We start from the raw sequence: 20,041 nt of genomic DNA, 5'->3' as shown, positions 1-20,041 counted from the left end.
TTCGTCAGACGAAACGAGCGATGTCCCGTTGCAAGAACGCAGGCAAGTCGCGTTGCCTCGGCACCTTCGGCCGGCGACTGACGCTATAGCCGGTGGAATATAGCGCGTCGTCAGGTATCGGTAAATTCCGCGAAGCGCCTTGTAGCGTTTCTTCCACAGCAGCGTCACGAGCGGCACCCGATTCTCCATGCACCGTCTGCAACTAACGGTCCATCCCGCCGCACCACGGCCTGCGAACAGGCGCGCGCATTGCAACGCAGGGCAGGCGATCATGCAAGCAACGCGGGTGTGTCTTTAGATCGAACTCAAAAAACAAGGGAGACGGTATGACCGAGCAAAAACACCATGACGCCTGCCGAGCGGGCGTCGCGTTCATCGACGCGCAATTGACCGCGCTCCATGCCTACGCAAGCCTGCTGTCCGACTGGATCGAGCGCGGCGCGCCGCCGCCGGACTTCGCGAAGGCGCAGCCCCTACTTGCGCGCAAGCGCTCGCATCCGGAAGCGCACGCGCACAGCGAGGACGGCACGCCCACCAAAAGCCCGCCGCCGGAAGACGCGCGGTCGTGGCCATCGTTCGATACGGCCGATGCGCGCATCGCGTTCGCGCTGACCGTGCCTTGCTCGAATGCGATCCTCGCGGTCGCCGAATACTTCGATATCCATCGCTTGTCGGCGTCGCGCGCGCCCGAAGTGCAGTTTTTGATGCGTCTGCGCGATGCGGCCGTGAACGGCAATACGTTCAGCCTCGCCGGCGACGACTACATGCCGCACGCTGCTTACGCCGGCTTGATCGTCGATCACTCGCTCGACGGAACGTTGCTCTTCAGCGATGGTGTGAAGCCGGGTTTCATCGAATTCGGCGATACGGTCGGCCTATTGCGCTATCTGACGAAGCTGTTGAGGAGCATGCAAACCGCGATCAGCGCGGGCGATGCGGGATGAAGCATCCACGAACATGATCGGGCGCGAAGTTTGCGCGTATGACGGCGACACCAACCGGTCATACGAACATGGACGAATCGCTGAAACGCCTGCGGGAAAGAATCGCGAAGCAGATCGCCGAGCGCGGGGCCACGCTCGTCTCGATGCGTGAAAGCGCGACGCTCGCGCGCACGAATCACGATCGTGAACGCATTCTTCTGACGCTTGCCGTGCTCGACGAAGAGCTCGCCGGATGGAAAAAGATCGCGGCGCGTGTCGAGCAGGCGGTTCTGTTCGAGCCGCGGAATCATCGCGCCATTCGCATGCCGGCAATGCGATAAGTCACTGCCGTTCGACGAGGAGCCCGCAAGCACGCGCGTTGAAATTGCTTCAACATGTAGCGAGATCCGCTTACATGGAGAACCGCAATGACAGCTTCGAAAGGCAGCCACGATACGCCCGTCTGGTTCATCACCGGATGTTCGACCGGCTTCGGCCGCGAACTCGCTTCCGCCGTGATCGACAAGGGCTGGCGCGCTGTCGTGGCCGCGCGCAATCCGGATAGCGTCGGCGATCTCGTCGAGCGTGGCGAAGGACGAGCGATCGCCGTGCGTCTCGACGTCACGCGTGCCGATGAAATCAAGTCTGCAATCGCCGATGCCTACGCCGCCTTCGATCATATCGACGTGCTCGTGAACAACGCGGGCTTCGGCTATCTCTCGGCTGTCGAAGAGGGCGAGGAAGACGAAGTGCGCGCGATGTTCGAAGCGAACTTCTTCGGCGCGGCCGCGATGATCCGAGCCGTATTGCCGCGTATGCGCGAGCGCCGCTCGGGACATGTCGTCAACATCACATCCGTGGGCGGGCTGGTCGGCAATCCGGGCAGCGGGTATTACGCCGCGACGAAGTTCGCGCTCGAAGGTCTCGGCGAAGCGCTCGGACGCGAAACGGAAGGGCTCGGCATCAAGGTGACGGCGGTCGAGCCCGGCCCGTTTCGCACGGACTGGGCGGGCCGCTCGCTGAAGCAGACGCGCAATCCGATCGACGATTACGCGCAGACTTCGGGCACGCGGCGCGCGGCGATCGCGGAGCGAAGCGGCAAGCAGCCGGGCGATCCGGCGCGCGCGGCGCAGGTCATCATCGAAGCGGTCACATCGCCGGAGCCGCCGGGACATCTCGTGCTCGGCGGCCCCGGACTCGAACTCGTGCGCAACAAGCTCGCGAAGCTCAACGCCGATATCGACGCATGGCAGGCGCGCAGCCAGTGGGCCGATAACCCGGTGCAGTGATCATGAAGCGGCTCGCCGCGCAGGAACAGCGCATCCTCTCGCTCGTCGCCGACGATGCCGCTCTTCTGCACGTTGCAACGCCGCGCGTGCGCTTCGTGAATACGTCGAACGGACCGTGCTACGAAGCCTTGTTCAATCGCATCGAACTTGATCGCGCCACGCTCGCGTTGCCGGAGCCGTTGCTTCGTATCGTCGTGGCGCACGAAGTCGGGCACGCGACGCAACGCAAGACGATGCTGCTCGATTTCGCATGGACCGTGCTTTCAGTGATGATGCTGTTATCGGTACCGTGCATCGTCTTCGCGATTTCATCGGAAGATGATCTCTGGCGCATCACCTTTCCCGGTATCGGCTTCGCGTTCACTTTGTTCGTCTGTCTGAAGATTTGGAGCGTGCGCGCCGCAAAACGCGCCGCCGCCTTCGAACTCGATGCGGATGCGAAAGCCGCCGCGCTTTGCGGCCCGGCATTGGCCCTGGCTGCGCTCGAAGCAATGGCGGCGCGCGGACATGTCGATGCAGCGCGCCTCGATGCGATGCGTGCGCGCCTCGTGTCGACGTCGCAATAGTTGCCGCGCGTAATGCCTCGATGGATAGCGTCGGGCTGGCGCTCGCGAAGCATCTCGTCGAATTGCATGGCGGCGCGATTTCCGTCGAAAACGAAGGTCCGGGATCATCTCGTGAAGCCGGTCGATGGCGATGTGCTGGAACGCGTGCTGAATCTCGTGGCGCAACGAATCGAAGCGGCCTGACAAGACGCGTCATCCAATGAAAAGGCACGGGCGTCCTTAACGGACGCCCGTGCCTTTATGAGCCGTGCCGTCTTATTGCGTCTGCGAAGCGGGCGGTGTCGCCGACTTCTTGTGATGATGCTTCTGGCCTTTCTTTTTATAGGCGGGCCGCGGCTTGTTGTCGGGATACTCCGCGGCCGCGAACGACAGCGTCGGCGCGGCAAACGCCGCCAGCACCAGAAGCACGAGAGATTTCTTCAAGGACGTTTTCATCGGGGACTCGCTTGGAGGAGATGGCCTTAGAAAGATGAATCGACATGCGCTTGAGAGACGCGCGGCATCGCCCGGTTCCTCGTCGTGCCGACGCCGCTGAGGCAACAGTATATTGCACAAAAAAAGGCAATTCATCAGTGGGCGGGCATAAGGCGTTGAAGCAGCGGGATTTTTGTCGATTCGCACTGCTTTCATAAACGCCGATCCGCTGCCTGCCGTCCGCGACAAATGTCATCAACTGCATCTACTATCGTGCCTGTTCTCAACTCAGGGACGATCCAGTGAAAGAAGACGACATCCGCAGGAATGCGTTCGCCATGCCTGTGCTCAATCCCGCTTATCCGCGTCCGCCGTTCCGCTTTCTCAATCGCGAGTACTTCATCATTTCCTACGAGACCGATCCCGACGCGCTGCGCGCCGTGGTTCCGGAGCCGCTCGAAGTGGATAACGGTCTCGTACATTACGAATTCATTCGCATGCCGGATTCATCCGGTTTCGGCGATTACACCGAAAGCGGCCAGGTGATTTCCGTCATCGATCCGGATGGCAAGAAGGGCAGCTATACGCATGCAATGTATCTCGACGACGAAGGTCCGATCGCGGGCGGCCGCGAAATCTGGGGCTTTCCGAAGAAGCTCGCGTCGCCGCGTCTTGGCGTCGATGGCAAGGACACGCTGCTCGGCACGCTCGACTACGGCACGCAACGCATCGCGACGGGCACGATGGGCTACAAGTATCGTCCGCTCGATCTCGAAGCCGAACGCAGGAAGCTCGCGGATACGCCGAACTATCTGCTGAAAGTGCTGCCGCATGTCGACGGCACTGCGCGCGTGTGCGAACTCGTGCGCTTCTTTCTGCGCGACGTGAGCGTGATCGGTGCATGGGAAGGTCCGGCCGCGCTCGAACTGCACGCTCATGCGCTCGCGCCGGTCGCTGATTTGCCGGTGCGCAAGGTCGTCGGCGCGCGGCATGTCATCGCGAATCTCACGCTCGATATCGGCGAAGTCGCATACGACTATCTCGCGCCGCCCGATGAACTCAAGCTCGCGGTCAACCAATAACAACGGCAAAGGAGTATTCACATGGCACTGCAAGGAAAAGTCGCGCTCGTGACGGGCGCTGCGAGCGGCATCGGCGAACAGACGGCGCGCAAGCTCGCGACCGATGGCGCGGCGGTCGTCATCGCCGATCTGAATCTCGCGAATGCGCAGAAGGTTGCGGACAGCATCGTCGAAGCGGGCGGCAAGGCGATCGCCGTGTCGATGGACGTGACGAGCGAAGATGCCGTGAACGCGGGCATCGAAGAAACGGTGGCGAAGCTCGGCGGTATCGACGTGCTGGTATCGAACGCGGGCATTCAGATCGTCGCGCCGATCGAAGAGTATGCATACGCCGACTGGAAGAAGATGCTCGCGATCCATCTCGACGGCGCGTTTCTCACGACGAAAGCCGCGATCAGACATATGTACGCGTCGGGCAAGGGCGGCTCGATCATCTACATGGGATCGGTGCATTCGCATGAAGCGTCCAAGCTGAAGTCGGCCTATGTGACGGCCAAGCATGGCTTGCTCGGGCTCGCGCGCGTCGTCGCGAAGGAAGGCGGTCCGCGCGGCGTGCGCGCGAATGTCGTGTGTCCCGGTTTCGTGCGCACGCCGCTCGTCGAAAAGCAGATTCCCGAGCAGGCGAAGGCGCTCGGCATTTCGGAAGAAGAAGTCGTGAAGAACGTGATGTTGAAGGAAACGGTCGATGGCGAATTCACCACGGTCGCCGATGTCGCGAACACCGTCGCGTTCCTCGCGGGCTTCGAATCGAATGCGCTGACCGGGCAATCGGTCGTCGTGAGTCACGGCTGGTTCATGCAATAACGACAAGGAGAATCCATGCGCCGCAGTCAACGCAACACACTCACGCAGGCGAATCACGTCGCGCTGCCCGACTACGATGACGTTTGCCTCGTGCTGCAAGGCGGCGGCGCGCTGGGTTCGTATCAGGCCGGCGTGTTCGAAGGGCTCGCCGAAGTGGGCGTGGATCCCACATGGACCTCGGGCATTTCGATCGGCGCGTTGAATACCGCGATCATCGCGGGCAACGCGCCCGAGAATCGCGTGGCCGCGCTGCGCGGGTTCTGGAACACGATCTGCCAGCCCGCGGATCTCGTCGGGCATGTGGGCGCGTTCATGCCCGCCGCGTTCGGCTTCGCGAATATCGGCCGCAAGTTTTCGAGCATGTGGGCCGCGGCGCGCGCGCTCACCGAAGGGCAGAAGGGCTTCTTCTCGCCGCGCGTGCATTTGCCTTTGACGCATGCGAAGAGCAGACGCCCAAGCGACGTGAGCTTTTACGATACGTCCGCGTTGCGCGCGACGCTGCTGCAGTTCGCCGATTTCGACCGCATCAACGATGGCGCGATGCGTGTATCGGTGGGCGCGGTGAACGTACGCACGGGCAATCTCGTCTACTTCGACAACACGAAGATGCGGCTCGAGCCCGAGCACTTCATGGCATCGGGTGCGTTGCCGCCGGGCTTTCCGGCTGTGGAGATCGACGGCGAGTTCTACTGGGACGGCGGGCTCGTATCGAATACGCCGTTGACGGAGATCATCCGCGAAAGTCAGCACAAGGACACGCTCGTGTTTCAGGTGGACCTGTGGAGCGCGCGCGGCACGTTGCCCGGCGATTTTCTCGATGTCAGCGAGCGCACGAAAGACATTCAGTATTCGAGCAGAACGCGCGCCATCACCGATTTCGTTTCGCATAACCAGAAGCATGCGCGACTCATCAAGGAGTTGCTGGAGCATGTTCCGGAAAAGACGCGCCGCTCGCATCCGCTGCTGCGCGAGGCGCAGAAGGTCGCGGATGGCGGCGCGGTGAACGTCGTGCATCTCATCTACAAGAACAAGTTTTTCGAAGGGCACTACAAGGATTACGAGTTCAGCAACGATACGATGGACGAGCACTGGGCGAGCGGTCTGGAAGACATTCGCCGTTCGTTCGGACATCCGGACTGGTTCGAGGTGCCGAGTCACGATCTCGGCTTCGTGACGCATGACGTGCATCGTTACGAACCCGCGCCGCAGGCGACCGCTGACATGCCGAAGGCGGCGGCGAACAAACTGGATGACGTGGTCGAAGGCGTTTGAAGCGTTGCGGCGTTTGAATTACTCTGGTTAGCCTCGTCACAACGCCTGCGAGGCAAGCCATGCCCGACTGGAAACCCGCGACTTACACGTCCGTCAGTCCCTATCTCGTCTGCGCAAACGCGCCGGCGATCATCGCATTCCTCGAACGTGTCTTCGATGCACAACTGCTGCGCCGCTTCGATCGTCCAGATGGCACGCTGATGCACGCCGAATTGCGTATCGACGATAGCGTCGTGATGATCGGCGGCGGCGCGACCGATCAGCAATCGCAGGGTCCGCACATCCACGTCTACGTGCGCGATGCGCAAGCCGTCTACGATCGCGCGCTCCGGCACGGCGCGCAAAGCGTGCAGGCGCCCGCGCGCAAACGCGACGACGACGACTTTCGCGGCGGCTTTCGCGATGCCGCCGGAACGACGTGGTGGGTCGCGACGCAATGACGGGTCAGCGCTTTTTTCGCTTCGCGCGCGCGGCCGGCGCACCGAGACTTTCGCGCAACGCATCGGTCAGCGTCTTGAGAAACTGATCGACGGCAGGCGGCAGACGCCGCTCGCGCATCACCGTGACCTGCAGCAGGCGCTCGTTGAGCAAAGGCTCGTCGATGGGCGTCGCGACGAGCGTCGGCGGGCCCGGATCGCCTTCGAGCGCGACCGCGCTGCCGAGCGTGATCGCGCCGGTGAGCGCGGCGAAATGATGCATCGCGCTCGAGTTGTTGCTCGTCAGAACCGGCTCGAGATGCACGCCGCGCGCCGAGCAGCACCAGTCGATCAGCTGGCGCACCGTCGTGCCGCGATCGAGCACGGCGGTCGGGTACTGAAGCACGTCATCGAGCGTGATGCTCGCCTTGCCCGCCAGCGGATGCGTCGGTGGCAGCAGCGCGCAGACCGGCGCCTTCACGCTGTATTCGACGCTCAGCGCGGTAGATGTCGATGTCGAGAACGCAAGGCCTACATCGACTTCGCCGCTCGCCACCCAATGCTCGACCTGTCCCGGCGTACCCGAACGCATCACGAAACGCGTGCCCGGATGCGCGCGATAGTGCGACGCCATCACGCTCGGCAAAAAGCAGCGCGTGAAACCCTCCGTGCAGCCGATACGCACGATCCCGAGCCCGAGCGCATGCATCTCCGATATCTCCGCGAGCACCGCGTCGCCGTCCATGAGCGCGCGGCGCGCGTGCTGCACGAGCAATTCGCCCGCTTCCGTCAGGATCATGCCGCGCGGCATGCGCTCGAATAGCGGCGTGCCCGCCTGTTCCTCCAGCTTCGCGATCTGCCGGCTGATCGCCGACACCGCGACGTGAAGCTGTTCCGATGCCGCCGCCAGCGAACCCGAGCGCGCGACTTCTACGAAGTATTTGAGAGCGATGCCATGCAGCACGATGCCTTCCCTGAGCGTTGCCTTTTTGGCAATGCTAGTCGCAAATTTTGAAATTGTCGCGAATTTTTGGCGTTTCTAGACTGGCCGGAATGAGTAGCCACAATTGCCCGGAGACGTCGTGAAAGAACATCAAGAAAGTCGTGAAGCCGCCATCGCCATCGCTTGCAAGATGTTCGATTCGGGCGCGTTCTTCGCGGACCTGCAGCGCCGCGTCGCGTTTCGCACCGAGAGCCAGAACGGGCGGAATCCCGCGCTGAACGCGTATCTCACCGATGAGATCAGCGACACGCTCGCGCGCCTCGGTTTTACGGCGCGCGTCGTCGACAATCCGGTCGCGGGCGGCCCGCCGTTTTTGATCGCCGAACGCCACGAATCCGACGACTTGCCGACGGTGCTGACCTACGGTCATGGCGACGTCGTGCGCGGCTACGACGAGCAATGGCGCGCGGGCCTGAAGCCGTGGGAGATCGTCGTCGACGAAGACCGCTGGTACGGCCGCGGCACCGCCGACAACAAAGGCCAGCATTCGGTCAATTTCGCGGCGCTCGCCGCGGTGTTGCAGGCGCGCGCAGGCAGGCTCGGCTACAACGTCAAGGTGATCTTCGAAACGGGCGAGGAGGTCGGCTCGCCGGGTCTCGATGAAGTCTGCGCCGCGCACAAGAATGCGCTCGCGGCGGATGTATTCATCGCGTCGGACGGGCCGCGCGTATCCGCCGAACGTCCGACGCTCTTTCTCGGCTCGCGCGGCGGCGTGCCGTTCGAACTGACGGTGAACCTCCGCGAAGGCGGACATCACTCCGGCAACTGGGGCGGCGTGCTGCGCAATCCGGCCGTCGTGCTGTCGCATGCGATCGCGAGTCTCGTCGACCGCAACGGCAGCATCGTCGTCGAAGGATTGCGGCCGCCGCCGATTTCCGATGCGGTGCGCGAAGCCCTCGCCGATATCGAACTGGGCCGCGACGAAAGCTCACCCGAGATCGATCCCACGTGGGGCGAGCCGGGCCTGACGCCGACCGAACGCGTGATCGGCTGGAACGCGCTCGAAGTGCTCGCGATGAAATCCGGCAACGCCGATGCACCCGTCAACGCGATTCCGCCGTTCGCGAAAGCGGTGTGCCAGTTGCGCTTCGTCGTCGGAACGGATTGGCAGAACCTGCAGACGCATCTCGAACGTCACTTCGCGCAGCACGGCTTCACCGAAGTGACCGTCAAGGCGACGCGCGGCACGCCCGCGACGCGCCTCGATCTCGACGATCCGTGGGTTCACTGGGCACTCGATTCGATGCGCGCGACGACCGGCAAGAAGCCCGCGCTGTTGCCGAACCTGGGCGGCACGGTGCCCAACGATGTCTTCGCGAAGACACTCGGCCTGCCGACGCTCTGGGTGCCGCATTCGTATCCCGCGTGCAACCAGCACGCGCCGAACGAACACGTGCTCGGCTCCGTCATGCGCGAATCGCTCGGCGTGATGGCGGGCCTCTGGTGGGACCTCGGCGAGATGGGCGCGGCGATCGTCGCCACGCGCGACGCGCATTGATCGAACGCCACTAATGACACGCTGACATCATGAACAAAAAGCCCCTGAGCCTGACGCAAATCGTGCTCGCGACTTCGGTCGGCAACGCGCTCGAATGGTTCGATATCGCGATCTATGCGTTTTTCGCGGTGTATATCGCGAAGAACTTCTTCCCGGCCGCGAACGAGACGGCGTCGATGCTGCTCACGTTCGGCTCGTTCGGCGCGTCGTATCTGGTGCGGCCGATAGGCGGCATGGTGCTCGGCGCATACGCGGACAAGCGCGGGCGCAAGGCTGCGTTGATGATGTCGGTCGGGCTGATGATGATCGGCACGGCGATCATCGCGGTGATTCCGCCGTATGCGTCGATCGGATTGATCGCGCCCGCGGGGGTGTTCATCGCGCGCCTGATCCAGGGCTTTTCGGCGGGCGGCGAGTTCGGGCCGTCGACGGCCATGCTGATCGAGCACGCGCCGGATCGGCGTGGCCTGCTCGCGAGCTGGCAATTCGCGACGCAGGGGCTCGCGACCTTGCTCGCGTCGATTTTCGGCTTCGCGCTCGCCAAGCTGATGCCCGCCGCCGAGCTTGCCGCATGGGGCTGGCGCATTCCGTTCTTCTTCGGCTTGCTGATCGGACCGGCGGGTCTTTTCCTGCGCCGCTATCTCGAAGACGCGGCCGATTACACCGAAGCCGAGCACACGTCGACGCCCGTGCGCGATGTATTCACGCAGCAAAAGGCGCTGCTGCTCATCTCGATCGGCGCGCTGACGGTATCGACGGCGGTGAACTATCTGCTGCAATACGTGCCGACGTTCGCGATCCGCGAACTGCATCTCGATGCATCGACGGGTTTCGCCGCGAGCACCGTCGCGGGCCTGATGCTGACGCTGGTGACGCCTTTCGCGGGGCATCTCTCGGACAGGATCGGCCGCGTGAAGCAGATGTCGACGGCGGCGCTCCTGCTCTTCGTGACGGGCTATCCGGCGTTCGCGTATGTCGTTTCGCATGTGTCGGTGGCGTCGCTGTTCGCGCTCGTCGCGTGGCTCGCGCTGCTCAAGGCGATCTATTTCGGCGCGCTGCCGGCGTTGATGTCGGAGATCTTTCCCGTGTCGACGCGCGCGACGGGCATGTCGATCGGCTACAACATCGGCGTGACGGTGTTCGGCGGCTTCACGCCCGCGATCATCATCTGGCTCCTGAGCGCGACGGGCAGCAAGGCCGCGCCGAGCTTCTACATGATGTTCACGGCGGTGATCAGTCTCGCGGCGCTCGCGGCGGTGAGCCGCGGCAAGGTGCAGATGCGAGCGGCGAGCGCGGCCGCCTGAGTCCGCTTCTCTTTTTGATACGAACGCGCCGATTGCCGATGACATCGACAATCGGCGTTTCGCTTTGTATCGCACTGTATCCGCACCGAATCCCGACACACGGCGTTTCATAATCCGCTTTTCGCGAAACAAGCCAGATACGTCCGCGAGTTCAAATACCTCCAAGCCGAACGATTCGCAACACACGGCGAATCGCCAAGACGGCCTTCCATCAAAATTCACTGGAGGTAAATCATGAAAGTCATCCAATCGCTGATCGTCGCCGCTGCCGTCGCGCTTCCGGTTCTTTCGTTCGCTCAGTCGAATCAGCCGATCACCCGCGCCGAAGTGCGTGCGCAACTCGTCGAGCTGGAAAAGGCGGGCTACGACCCGGCAAGCGATCAGACGCAATATCCGCAAAACATCCAGGCCGCGCAAGCGCGCGTGGACGCCGCGAAGGGCCTGACGGCTTACGGCGCGCCGGCGAACGGCAACGTCGCGTCGGGCACGCGTTCGGCGGATACGGATGTCATCGGACTCGGCCCGGTTTTCGCGAAGCCGTAATCGCACCGATTTAACGAATTAGAAAGCCCGGACGAAATTGCTCGTCCGGGCTCGACGCGTTTCTGTCAATAACGTATTACGCCACGGTTTCAAGGTCCCGCAGACGATACACTCTCGCTACAAAATCCTATTTTCGACGGCATGCGACGTGCTTCGATTGGTCGAGCGCGGAAAATGGGTATCATCCATCTCCGCCCCGCGCGGATTTAGCCGAACGTAACAATGTATCGCAGTGTTTTGAGTGCGACGCCACTGATTTTCGAGGCGCTTATGCCCACAGACGTAGACAACATCACCGACGAGCAAATCGCGTCGATCGCCGATCGACTGACCGAAGAAGGTCGCAAGGTTTCTCCCTTGACGGTTTGGGCGGAGGCCGGAAACGGCTCCGTCGTCGCCATCGCGGCCGGCCTGCAGCGCTGGCGCGAGGCGCGGTCCCCGGACATGCCGCAGCAGCAGGCGCCGACCGGACTGCCCGACGACCTTGCCGAGACGCTCGTGAATGTCGCGCGGCGGCTTTGGACCGTCTCGCGCGACGAAACCGAGCGGATGTCCGGACAGCGGCTGTCCGCCGTGAGCCAGCGGCTCACGACCGCGCTTGCGGAGCGCGACGAGGCGCTCGCCGAATTCCAGAGGACCGGCGACGAGGCCGCGAAGAACCGCCAGCAAATGATGGAAATGCTGAGCGCATTGCGGGCGTCCGAGGAATCGGTCGTGCGACTGCGCGAAGAGGCCGATGCAGCCACGATACGCGCGCAGACCGCCGAGACGCGCATCGAGGAAGCGGCGCAGCGCGCGTCGGCGGAGCGGGCCCAATTGGAAACCGTGAACGCATCGCTCGAAGAAGAGCGGCGGGCGAAAGAAGCGCTGAACGCGGCGCTGGCGGCCAAGGACGAGGACATCGCGCGCATCGCGCAAGAGCGCGATCAGGCACGCGAGCAGCAGGCGAATCTGCATGCGTCGCTTGCGGGCAAGGACGAGGAGCTTGCGCGCATCGTTGAGGAGCGCAATCAGGCACGGCAGCAGCACGAGCAATTGAGCGCGTCGCTTGCGGGCAAGGATGAAGAACTCGCGCGTATCGCGGAAGAGCGCGATCAGGCGCGTCAGCAGCACGAGCAGTTGAGCGCGTCGCTTGCGGCCAAGGATGAAGAACTCGCGCGCATCGCCGAGGAGCGCGATCAGGCGCGTCAGCAGCATGAAGCGCTTGGCCTCGTATCGCAGGAAAAATCGGCGGAAGCCGAGCGCCTGTTGCAGGACCTCAACGCGGCGCATACGCGCGCGCAGGCCGCCGAAGCGCAGGCGAGCGAAAACCTCGCCCGCATCGCCGCGCTGGAAGCGGAACTGAACGACGCGCGCAGCGCACTGGCAGCGGAGCGCGAAAGCGCGGCTGCGCGCGGCGCGGAAGTTTCTGCGCAGCGGGAACATGCCGAGCGCATCGGCGCCGAGCTGGACGAAGCCCGCAAGCAGGTCAGCGCGCTGATGGAAGAAAAGGCCGAGCAGGGCGCGGAACTCGCGCGCGTATCGAACGATGTCAACGCGTTGCGCGAACGCGCCGAAGCCGCCGAGAGAAACGCGACCGATCTCGCGAAGCGTCTCGTCGAAAAGGAGCAGGGCGACGAGTCCGAGCTGGCATCGCTGCAGCGTCAGGTGGCGGCGCAGGCGAAGGCGCATTCGAAGGCCTACGACGACCTTCGCGCCAATGCCGAGCAGTGGGTCACGTACGCGAAGGACCTGCGCCAGCGCCTCGACGTGGCGAACGAGAAGATCCTTTTCATCGATGCCCGCAGCACCGGCGAGGTCGCGCTGATGCGGCGGCTCGCGGTCGAACTGGAGCGCCTGAAGCCCGATCACGAGCTCGTGTTCCGCGAGGCGCAGCAGAAGCTGATCGGCGACAAGATGGCGCAACAGCTCGCGCAGAAGGGCTATCGCTACGATCCGGCCACGGCGGTGATGTCGAAGATCGAAACGTGACATCGGCGTGACGATGCATACGCGGACCCTCACCGTCACCGTCGATCGCGACTGGCGCGAGCTTTACGACGCGATCTGGCGTCCGGAAGTCTTCCCGACGTGGGCGTCCGGACTGGCGCAGTCGACGCTCGAAGACATGGGCGATCACTGGCGCGCACGCGGTCCGGCAGGCGAAGTGACGATCCGCTTCACCGAGCACAACGCGTTCGGAATCATGGATCATCGCGTCGGTCTGCCGGATGGCGGCGAGGTCTACGTTCCGTTGCGCGTGTATCAGAACGGCGCGGGCGCCGATATCGCGCTCACGCTGTTCCGCCAGCCCGGCATGTCCGATGACACATTCGCCGCCGACGCCGACTGGGTCCGCCGCGATCTCGCCGCGCTTGCGGCCCGTTACGGCAAGCGCTGATTTTCGCGTATCCCTTCCAGTCAACGCCGGCAAGCTATCATGTGGTCATTCCAAACATGCCGCACGGGCTGGAGAACCATATGGCTGGACCTCAGGAAAGCGTCAGCATGGCGTTGTTCTGCGACTTCGAGAACGTCGCGCTCGGCGTTCGCGATGCGAAGTACGAAAAATTCGATATCAGACCCGTGCTCGAACGCCTGCTGCTGAAGGGAAGCATCGTCGTCAAAAAGGCTTATTGCGACTGGGACCGCTACAAGGGCTTCAAATCGGCGATGCACGAGGCCAGCTTCGAGATGATCGAGATTCCGCACGTGCGTCAGTCCGGCAAGAATTCCGCCGATATCCGTCTCGTCGTCGATGCACTCGATCTCTGCTACACGAAAGCGCACGTCGATACGTTCGTCATCATCAGCGGCGATTCGGACTTCTCGCCGCTCGTGTCGAAACTGCGTGAGAACGCGAAGAAAGTCATCGGCGTGGGCGTGAAGCAATCGACGTCGGATCTGCTCGTCGCGAACTGCGACGAGTTCATCTTCTACGACGACCTCGTGCGCGAGCAGCAACGCGCCATCGCCAAGCGCGAACAGCGCGATGCGAAGCGCGCGTCCGACGAAGAGCGGCAACCGAAGCAGGAGATGGAATCGCGCAAGTCGCACGCGATCGCGATTACCGTCGAGACCTTCGAGGCGCTCGCATCGGAACGCGGCGAGAGCGGCAAGATCTGGGCATCGGTGCTGAAGAGCGCCATCAAGCGCCGCAAGCCGGGTTTCAGCGAGACGCAATACGGCTTTCGCGCGTTCGGCAATCTGCTCGACGAAGCGCAATCTCGCGGTCTGCTTGAAGTCGGCCGCGACGATAAATCCGGCGCGTTCGTGTTTCGTTCTGCTCACACGGCTCAGGTCGCGCCGATGGACGTGAGACCGAGCGAGCCGCCAGCGGTCGCGCCCGCTAAAGAACACGAGGGAGCGGCGAACGGCCGGCGCAAGGAGAAACGCGGCGGGAGAAAGTCTGCACGCGTGGCGGCGCCCGAACCTGTGTTCGTCGTCGAAGAAGCGCCGGCGCCCGTCGAGGTCGAAACGCCCGAGCCGTCGCAGGAACACGCGCCCACTCCCGAGCCTGCACCGAAAAAGCCCGCCGCGCCGCGCCGGTCGCGCAAGACCGCGGCGAAACGAAGCGCCGCCGCCGACGTGCCGCATGAAAGCGCCGCGCCCGTCGCCGAGCCCGATGCCGAAGCGAAGGCGGAGAAGCCATCGCGCAAGCCGTCAGCGCGGGGCAACCGCTCGCGCAAGACTGCCGACAAGCCGGTCGAATCGTGATGCCACGGCGCGTCAGCCGGTACGCTGCTCCGCCGTCGCCGACGCATCTTGCTCTTGAACGCGCACGGCGGCGTGCTCTTCGGCGCGCCAGCGCTGCCGCGAGCGATACATCGTCGCGACCGCGATGCGCGCCATCTTCACCCAGCCCGAGTGACGCGGGTCCGCGAGCATGCTGAGCGCGCGCGCATAGTCGAGCGTGAGGCCGGGCGTCCAGGCCATCGTCGCAGCGCGTTTGCGAACTTGCGCGGCGACCCACAACTCGGGCGTCGTCATGATACGCACGAGCGGCTTCCATCCGCCGCCTTTGCCCCACACGCGCGCCGACGCGCCTTCGATCGCCGCTTCCAGCGCCCGCGCCACGGAACTCGAACAGTTGCGGTACGTGAGGTTGTACGTCGTGTCGCGCCGATACTCCTGCCAGAAGCGCGCGAGCCGCGCCGGATCGTAATTGCGGATACGCACCTGCTGCGTCGACGGACACCACGCCTTCGATTCCGTTTCGTAGTCCGGCTGAAAGAGGCCGGGCACGTCGTTCTCGCGCGTCGCGCGCAAGGTGCGTGAGAATTCGTCCGGCGACCGGTCGATTTCGACCGCCGGATAGAGGCTGATGTACACGCCCTCGGGCGTCTCCAGCGCCGCATGGCCGGTCGAGATCGTGCCGTTCCTGTCGACGGCGGCGATATAGCGATCGATGATCAATTGCCTGCGCGGTTGCGACTTCGCCGTGCCGACGGGCGTCCACACATGCACCGTCAGCGCGGCTTCGCCGGGCGCGGGCGGGCCGTCCCAGACCGCGCCTGCGAACGATGGCGCGGCGGGCTTCGCGTCGTCGTGAGCGGAGTGGGTTGCACCGTCATCGACGGCGGGATTCGCCGCCATGCGCCGCACGCGCGCTGCGAGCAGGATCATGTTCCAGCCGCCGAAGAAAAGCCCGAACGCGACGCAATACGCGACCGTGCCCGCATAGTGATCCGGATACGGCTGATAGAAGAAGATCGCGATGGCGATCTCGAGCACGCCGCCCGCCATCGCGATACGCCATTTGCGAAAGCGGACCACGCGCGCGGAAATGATCTGGAGCGCGCCATCGACGAGAAAAAGCGTGCCGAAGATGAGCGACAGCACGAAATTGCCGTGCTCGCCGCCGAACAGCACGAGCAGCGCCGAGAGGCAGAAAGTCGCGCCCTTCACGTAGCGCAGCTTGCGCTGGCCGCCCATGCCGGTCCACGCGACGGCCAGCGTGGCGAGGCCTTCGAGCAGCATCAGCAGCACGAAGGGGACGATGGGAAAGTACAGGGAACCGTCGAGCGCGTCGATGAAGATGACGCCGCCGAGCGCGATGCTGAGCAGGCCGAGCGTCATCACCGAGCGCCAGCGCGTGCGCAGATAGTCGACGCCGAGAAGAATCATCACGAGCCGAACCATCGCTTCCTCCGTCTGGTCATTCGACGCCTCGTGCGCGACACGCGCGGCCACACACTATATAAGCCATGGACGGCGGATACGGCAAGAAGCGCAAACCCCAGACGAATGCGCGCGGCGTCATGCGTGCTGCACGACGCCGCGCGATTTTCACCTACTGCACCGCATGCTTCGCGGCATCTTCGATCACGGCCGCGACCTGCTGCGGCTTCGATTCGTACACGGAATGGCTCGCGCCCGGAATGACCGTGATGTGACTGTGCGCGCGTTCGTAGTACCAGCGTTCGAGATCCGGATTGATGATCTTGTCGCCGCCCGCCACGATGCCCCAACTCGGTTTCGTCGTCCACGCCGCGGCGGAGAGCGGCGTCGTGAAGACTTGCGCCGCAGTCAGGATCTGCGAGCGCGATTCGAACGTCGCTTGCCTGAGCGGAAGATCGGCGGCGAAGTCTTTCGGGAAGACGGCGGGATTCAGATACGTGTAGCCGTCCGCGGTCTTTTCGACGGCGTTCGTCTGCTTCGCGAGGAAGCTCGGCGTCTTCTTGCCGAGCGCGCCTTCGTCCTCGCCGACGTTCGGCGCATGCGCCGCGACATAGACGAGCCCGGCGACGTTCGGATGCACGCCCGCTTCCGTGATGACCGACCCGCCGTAACTATGACCGACGAGAATCGTCGGACCGTTCTGCAGGTCGAGCACGCGCTTGGTCGCGGCGACGTCCGCGTCGAGCGAGGTGAGTGGCTCCTGCACCATCGTGACGTGATAGCCGTCGCGCGTCAGGATGTCGTAGACCGGCTTCCATCCCGAGCCGTCGACCCATGCGCCATGCACGAGGACGATGTTCTTGATCGGCGCATGCGTTTGCGCGGATACATTCGCCGATGCCAACACGCCAGCCGATAACGCCAGTGCCGACGCGACTTGCAAAATTCGCTTCATGAAAGACTCCGCTAGTGCGAACGATGGATCAGCTGCCGAAGAACGGCTGGCAGAAGTCGGCCGGACCGACGCACGCGTTGTTCATCGCGGCATGCTTCGACGCGCTCGCTGCCGATGCGCTCGTGCCGGTCCGTACGCCGCCATACGCTTGCGATGCGTCGGTGTGTTGCGCGGCGATTTTGCCTTCCGCTGCCTGAATGTCCGCGGGGTAATACGGATCGCTCGCAATCGCGGGGTTATAGCCGGCTTGCTCGACGGCGACGAGATCGGCGCGGACTTGAGCGCGCGTAACGGGGCTGTTCGATTGCGCGAATGCGATCGCGGGCGCGGCGAGCGTGGCGACAACGAGAGAGAGGCTGACGAGGTACTTGTTCATGATCGACTCCAAGGTGGATTGAGTGATGCGATTGATCGGGTATCCGAAATAATGGATGTTCTTCGGTTTCCCTCGATAAGGCCGTTGGTCTGCGTTCGCGTTTCGACCTTGACGACACTGTATCGGCCACGGAACGGCTCGACTACACCTACGAAGGAGCGTGCGTGCACCAACCTTCTATGCATCGATTAAACGTTCGCGTGGCGTGCGCGCCGTGAATCCAGCCGTCTGTCTGATGCGCTCATACGAAGGTGTTAGTTTTCGCGGGCGCAGCCGCCGCGCGCATTAAACCTTGATATAGGCCGGCGCAACCATCGGGCAGTTGGCGCGCGATTTCGGTTTCATTACCTTGGAGTGGCGATGCCGATTCCACGCATTTCTTCGACAAGGAGCCGAACATGGCTGAAGCTGCACTCGCCCTCGATCCGTGGGCGCGAACGATCTTCCTGCTGACATCGTTGAGTGATGGCGCGAGCTTCGAAGCGCCTTCGCCGAGGCGTCCTTTCGCGCAAGGCGGCGATCAACGCGTCGCGGTAAAGCTGATCGAGCGGCCATCGAGCACGACGGCGACGATCGAATGGCGCGACTCGACGCGCTGCTGTTATGGCGATCAGGTGTGGCGTGCGATGCGCGCGCGCACCGTCGGCGTATGCGCGATGAGCGGCGTCGAGATTCGTCGCGGCGATCGTGTTTATGCGCCGAATCCGCGTCCGGTTCCGGGCAATGCGGGCGCGATGATTCTCGCGTCGGTGCTCGATGAGCTGACACCGTCCTGAACTCGTCAGACGAAATCAGTCGATGCCGACGCCCCAGAAACGCGTCATGCCGAATCGATCGATCCTGAAGCCCGTCACATTGCGCGCGACCGGCTGATAAACGGTCGCGTGCGCAATCGGCGTGAACGGAACCTGTTCCTTGAAGATTCTCTGCGCTTGCTGATAGCGCGCGGTGCGTGCATCGATATCGAGCGTGGCCCGCGCTTCCTTGATGAGATCGTCGTAGGGCTTGTAGCACCACTTCGCGAAGTTGCCGCCCTTCACGGCGTCGCAGCCGAGGAGCACGCCGAGCCAGTCGTCCGGATCGCCATAATTGCCGCTCCATCCGATGAGTAGCGCGTCATGCTCGCCGGCGCGCGCACGGCGTACGTACTCGCCCATTTCGTACGTGACGATCTCCGCCTGCACGCCGATCTTCGCCCAGTCCGCCTGAATCATCTCCGCCATGAGCCGCGCGTTCGGGTTGTACGCGCGTTGCACCGGCATCGCCCATAGCCTGAGTTTGAGTCCGTTCGCGTGACCCGCTTGCGCGAGCAACGCTTTCGCGCGTGCCGGATCGTACGGCGCGTCGCGAATGCCGAAGTCGTAGCCCCATTGCATCGGCGGCATCGGATTGGTTGCGGCGCGCGCGGTGCCTTGATAGACGGCGTCGAGTATCGCGTGCTTGTCGATCGACATGTCGAGCGCGCGGCGCACGGTCACGTCGTCGAGCGGCGCTCTGGACGTGTTGTAGGCGAGATAGCCCAGATTGAAGCCCGGCTGATTCACGTCTTGCAGGCGCGCGTCTTTCCTGATCGACGCGATGTCGGCGGGACGCGGATAGCTCATCACCTGACATTCGCCCTGCCTGAGCTTTTGCAGGCGCACCATCGGATCGGTGGTGATCGCGAACGTCAGCGATTTCAGCCGGACGATGTTCGCCTTCCAGTATTGCGTGTTGCCCGCGAAGCGGATCGTCGCGTCTTTCGCGTAGTCGATAAACACGAAAGGACCGGTGCCGACCGGATGCCAGTTGATGTCGCTCGCGCGGCCCGCGGCGAGCAGCTTGTCGGCGTATTCGCGCGAGAGTATCGACGCGAAGGGCATCGCCATTTTCTGCAGGAAAGGCGCATCGATTCGTGCGAGCGTGAAGCGCACCGTATAGGGATCGGGCGCGTCGATGCGCTCGATGTTCGTCGCGAGACCGAGGTCGCGGAAATACGGAAACGACACGGGATAAGCGCGGCGAAACGGATGCTGTGCATCGCGCATGCGCTCGAACGTGAACACGACGTCGTCGGCGTTGAATTCGCGCGTCGGCGTGAAGTAGCCAGTCGTATGAAACTTGACGCCGTGGCGCAGATAAAACGTGTATTGAAGGCCATCCGGCGAGCGTTCCCACGACTGCGCGAGCCCCGGCTCGATATCGCCGTTTTCCCGATCGAACTCCACGAGCCGGTTGTAGACGGTATAGCCCGCCGCGCTCGCTTCGATCGACGACGTGAATTGCGCATCGTCGAATCCGGCGGGGCTGGCTTCGGAGCAGTACACGAGGCTTTTGTCGGGCACGCGCTGCTGCGCGGCGGCGAAATCGGCGATGCAGGCTTGCGCGACCAGCAGCGCATGAATCGCCCGCCATGCGTGCTTGCTTTTGCCTGTCATATGCGTGGCCTCGCAGTGTGCCGATGGCGAATGCAGTATAGGCAGCGCAGCACGCTCTTACAATTTGCGCACGGCATGC

The 20,041-nt window shown here is 63.4% G+C and carries 21 protein-coding genes; 15 read left to right on the top strand and 6 right to left on the bottom strand.

What is annotated here, in order from left to right:
* The first annotated feature begins 326 nt into the window (after positions 1-326).
* The 4 genes from NCT05_RS23860 (at position 327) to NCT05_RS23845 (ending at position 2,778) form a co-directional block, all read left to right on the top strand.
* Positions 327-944, top strand: a complete 618-nt coding sequence (locus NCT05_RS23860; RefSeq protein ID WP_250436732.1) for a hypothetical protein — start codon at positions 327-329, stop codon at positions 942-944.
* A 38-nt stretch (positions 945-982) separates the two neighbouring features.
* On the top strand, positions 983-1,264 hold the full coding sequence (locus NCT05_RS23855) for a hypothetical protein (RefSeq protein ID WP_250503318.1): 282 nt from the start codon (positions 983-985) through the stop codon (positions 1,262-1,264).
* Between the two features lie 87 nt (positions 1,265-1,351).
* Positions 1,352-2,212, top strand: a complete 861-nt coding sequence (locus tag NCT05_RS23850; RefSeq protein WP_008348423.1) for an oxidoreductase — start codon at positions 1,352-1,354, stop codon at positions 2,210-2,212.
* A gap of 2 nt (positions 2,213-2,214) precedes the next feature.
* Positions 2,215-2,778: a M48 family metalloprotease gene (locus NCT05_RS23845; RefSeq protein WP_033536229.1), complete on the top strand. Its 564-nt coding sequence runs from the start codon at positions 2,215-2,217 to the stop codon at positions 2,776-2,778.
* Positions 2,779-3,033: 255 nt separating this feature from the next.
* Here NCT05_RS23845 and NCT05_RS23840 read toward each other — a convergent pair whose 3' ends face one another.
* Positions 3,034-3,213: a hypothetical protein gene (locus NCT05_RS23840; protein ID WP_033536228.1), complete on the bottom strand. Its 180-nt coding sequence runs from the start codon at positions 3,211-3,213 to the stop codon at positions 3,034-3,036.
* Between the two features lie 281 nt (positions 3,214-3,494).
* Here NCT05_RS23840 and NCT05_RS23835 point away from each other — a divergent pair, with 281 nt between their 5' ends.
* The 4 genes from NCT05_RS23835 to NCT05_RS23820 are packed head-to-tail and all read left to right on the top strand — an operon-like array spanning position 3,495 to position 6,790.
* A complete protein-coding gene (locus NCT05_RS23835; protein ID WP_034473154.1) occupies positions 3,495-4,274 on the top strand; it encodes an acetoacetate decarboxylase in 780 nt (259 codons plus the stop codon).
* Between the two features lie 21 nt (positions 4,275-4,295).
* Entirely contained in the window at positions 4,296-5,078 is a 783-nt protein-coding gene (locus NCT05_RS23830; protein ID WP_008348415.1) for a 3-hydroxybutyrate dehydrogenase, read from the top strand.
* A gap of 15 nt (positions 5,079-5,093) precedes the next feature.
* Positions 5,094-6,350, top strand: a complete 1,257-nt coding sequence (locus NCT05_RS23825; RefSeq protein ID WP_250459914.1) for a DUF3734 domain-containing protein — start codon at positions 5,094-5,096, stop codon at positions 6,348-6,350.
* Between the two features lie 59 nt (positions 6,351-6,409).
* Positions 6,410-6,790 (top strand): VOC family protein, encoded by a 381-nt coding sequence (locus NCT05_RS23820; protein ID WP_250503317.1) that lies wholly within the window; start codon positions 6,410-6,412, stop codon positions 6,788-6,790.
* A 4-nt stretch (positions 6,791-6,794) separates the two neighbouring features.
* Here NCT05_RS23820 and NCT05_RS23815 read toward each other — a convergent pair whose 3' ends face one another.
* The gene (locus NCT05_RS23815; RefSeq protein ID WP_034473156.1) at positions 6,795-7,730 is read right to left on the bottom strand and encodes a LysR family transcriptional regulator; all 936 of its coding nucleotides are present in this window, start codon (positions 7,728-7,730) and stop codon (positions 6,795-6,797) included.
* Between the two features lie 169 nt (positions 7,731-7,899).
* Between NCT05_RS23815 and NCT05_RS23810 the strand changes: the two genes are divergently transcribed.
* The 6 genes from NCT05_RS23810 (at position 7,900) to NCT05_RS23785 (ending at position 14,810) form a co-directional block, all read left to right on the top strand.
* Complete coding sequence (locus tag NCT05_RS23810) at positions 7,900-9,267, top strand: M20 family metallopeptidase (protein ID WP_284504370.1); 1,368 nt, start codon at positions 7,900-7,902, stop codon at positions 9,265-9,267.
* 26 nt (positions 9,268-9,293) lie between these two features.
* Positions 9,294-10,571 (top strand): MFS transporter, encoded by a 1,278-nt coding sequence (locus NCT05_RS23805; RefSeq protein WP_033536226.1) that lies wholly within the window; start codon positions 9,294-9,296, stop codon positions 10,569-10,571.
* 234 nt (positions 10,572-10,805) lie between these two features.
* Positions 10,806-11,114, top strand: coding sequence for a DUF4148 domain-containing protein (locus NCT05_RS23800; RefSeq protein WP_008348405.1), 309 nt, complete (start codon positions 10,806-10,808; stop codon positions 11,112-11,114).
* 270 nt (positions 11,115-11,384) lie between these two features.
* Positions 11,385-13,085, top strand: a complete 1,701-nt coding sequence (locus NCT05_RS23795) for a DNA-binding protein (RefSeq protein ID WP_250503315.1) — start codon at positions 11,385-11,387, stop codon at positions 13,083-13,085.
* A gap of 13 nt (positions 13,086-13,098) precedes the next feature.
* Positions 13,099-13,494 carry an SRPBCC family protein gene (locus NCT05_RS23790; RefSeq protein WP_008348401.1) on the top strand — a complete coding sequence of 132 codons (396 nt, stop codon included), beginning with the start codon at positions 13,099-13,101 and terminating at the stop codon, positions 13,492-13,494.
* 80 nt (positions 13,495-13,574) lie between these two features.
* On the top strand, positions 13,575-14,810 hold the full coding sequence (locus NCT05_RS23785; protein ID WP_250503314.1) for an NYN domain-containing protein: 1,236 nt from the start codon (positions 13,575-13,577) through the stop codon (positions 14,808-14,810).
* 12 nt (positions 14,811-14,822) lie between these two features.
* Here the strand turns inward: NCT05_RS23785 and NCT05_RS23780 are convergent, their stop codons facing one another.
* From NCT05_RS23780 to NCT05_RS23770, 3 genes are all read right to left on the bottom strand, one after another.
* Positions 14,823-16,235, bottom strand: coding sequence for an HdeD family acid-resistance protein (locus tag NCT05_RS23780; protein WP_033536287.1), 1,413 nt, complete (start codon positions 16,233-16,235; stop codon positions 14,823-14,825).
* 151 nt (positions 16,236-16,386) lie between these two features.
* Positions 16,387-17,169 (bottom strand): alpha/beta hydrolase, encoded by a 783-nt coding sequence (locus tag NCT05_RS23775; protein ID WP_175981129.1) that lies wholly within the window; start codon positions 17,167-17,169, stop codon positions 16,387-16,389.
* Positions 17,170-17,197: 28 nt separating this feature from the next.
* Positions 17,198-17,545, bottom strand: coding sequence for a DUF4148 domain-containing protein (locus NCT05_RS23770; protein WP_250503313.1), 348 nt, complete (start codon positions 17,543-17,545; stop codon positions 17,198-17,200).
* Positions 17,546-17,943: 398 nt separating this feature from the next.
* Between NCT05_RS23770 and NCT05_RS23765 the strand changes: the two genes are divergently transcribed.
* Positions 17,944-18,321 (top strand): DUF3331 domain-containing protein, encoded by a 378-nt coding sequence (locus NCT05_RS23765; RefSeq protein WP_008348391.1) that lies wholly within the window; start codon positions 17,944-17,946, stop codon positions 18,319-18,321.
* Between the two features lie 15 nt (positions 18,322-18,336).
* Here the strand turns inward: NCT05_RS23765 and NCT05_RS23760 are convergent, their stop codons facing one another.
* On the bottom strand, positions 18,337-19,962 hold the full coding sequence (locus NCT05_RS23760; RefSeq protein ID WP_250503312.1) for an ABC transporter substrate-binding protein: 1,626 nt from the start codon (positions 19,960-19,962) through the stop codon (positions 18,337-18,339).
* Positions 19,963-20,041 lie beyond the last annotated feature (79 nt).

This window comes from Caballeronia sp. AZ7_KS35, from assembly GCF_023631045.1.
GTDB lineage: Bacteria > Pseudomonadota > Gammaproteobacteria > Burkholderiales > Burkholderiaceae > Caballeronia > Caballeronia zhejiangensis.
The sequence above is the reverse complement of the archived record's forward strand: the minus strand, read 5'-3'. Positions and strand labels throughout refer to the sequence as shown.

Excerpts from the sequence above, each read along its gene's own strand:
- NCT05_RS23845 (WP_033536229.1), top strand. The coding sequence starts at position 2,215 with ATGAAGCGGCTCGCCGCGCAGGAACAGCGCATCCTCTCGCTCGTCGCC.
- NCT05_RS23780 (WP_033536287.1), bottom strand. The coding sequence starts at position 16,235 with ATGGTTCGGCTCGTGATGATTCTTCTCGGCGTCGACTATCTGCGCACG.
- NCT05_RS23810 (WP_284504370.1), top strand. The coding sequence starts at position 7,900 with ATGTTCGATTCGGGCGCGTTCTTCGCGGACCTGCAGCGCCGCGTCGCG.
- NCT05_RS23855 (WP_250503318.1), top strand. The coding sequence starts at position 983 with ATGACGGCGACACCAACCGGTCATACGAACATGGACGAATCGCTGAAA.
- NCT05_RS23800 (WP_008348405.1), top strand. The coding sequence starts at position 10,806 with ATGAAAGTCATCCAATCGCTGATCGTCGCCGCTGCCGTCGCGCTTCCG.
- NCT05_RS23765 (WP_008348391.1), top strand. The coding sequence starts at position 17,944 with ATGGCTGAAGCTGCACTCGCCCTCGATCCGTGGGCGCGAACGATCTTC.
- NCT05_RS23785 (WP_250503314.1), top strand. The coding sequence starts at position 13,575 with ATGGCTGGACCTCAGGAAAGCGTCAGCATGGCGTTGTTCTGCGACTTC.
- NCT05_RS23850 (WP_008348423.1), top strand. The coding sequence starts at position 1,352 with ATGACAGCTTCGAAAGGCAGCCACGATACGCCCGTCTGGTTCATCACC.
- NCT05_RS23775 (WP_175981129.1), bottom strand. The coding sequence starts at position 17,169 with ATGAAGCGAATTTTGCAAGTCGCGTCGGCACTGGCGTTATCGGCTGGC.
- NCT05_RS23840 (WP_033536228.1), bottom strand. The coding sequence starts at position 3,213 with ATGAAAACGTCCTTGAAGAAATCTCTCGTGCTTCTGGTGCTGGCGGCG.
- NCT05_RS23795 (WP_250503315.1), top strand. The coding sequence starts at position 11,385 with ATGCCCACAGACGTAGACAACATCACCGACGAGCAAATCGCGTCGATC.
- NCT05_RS23790 (WP_008348401.1), top strand. The coding sequence starts at position 13,099 with ATGCATACGCGGACCCTCACCGTCACCGTCGATCGCGACTGGCGCGAG.
- NCT05_RS23860 (WP_250436732.1), top strand. The coding sequence starts at position 327 with ATGACCGAGCAAAAACACCATGACGCCTGCCGAGCGGGCGTCGCGTTC.
- NCT05_RS23830 (WP_008348415.1), top strand. The coding sequence starts at position 4,296 with ATGGCACTGCAAGGAAAAGTCGCGCTCGTGACGGGCGCTGCGAGCGGC.
- NCT05_RS23760 (WP_250503312.1), bottom strand. The coding sequence starts at position 19,962 with ATGACAGGCAAAAGCAAGCACGCATGGCGGGCGATTCATGCGCTGCTG.
- NCT05_RS23820 (WP_250503317.1), top strand. The coding sequence starts at position 6,410 with ATGCCCGACTGGAAACCCGCGACTTACACGTCCGTCAGTCCCTATCTC.
- NCT05_RS23770 (WP_250503313.1), bottom strand. The coding sequence starts at position 17,545 with ATGAACAAGTACCTCGTCAGCCTCTCTCTCGTTGTCGCCACGCTCGCC.
- NCT05_RS23825 (WP_250459914.1), top strand. The coding sequence starts at position 5,094 with ATGCGCCGCAGTCAACGCAACACACTCACGCAGGCGAATCACGTCGCG.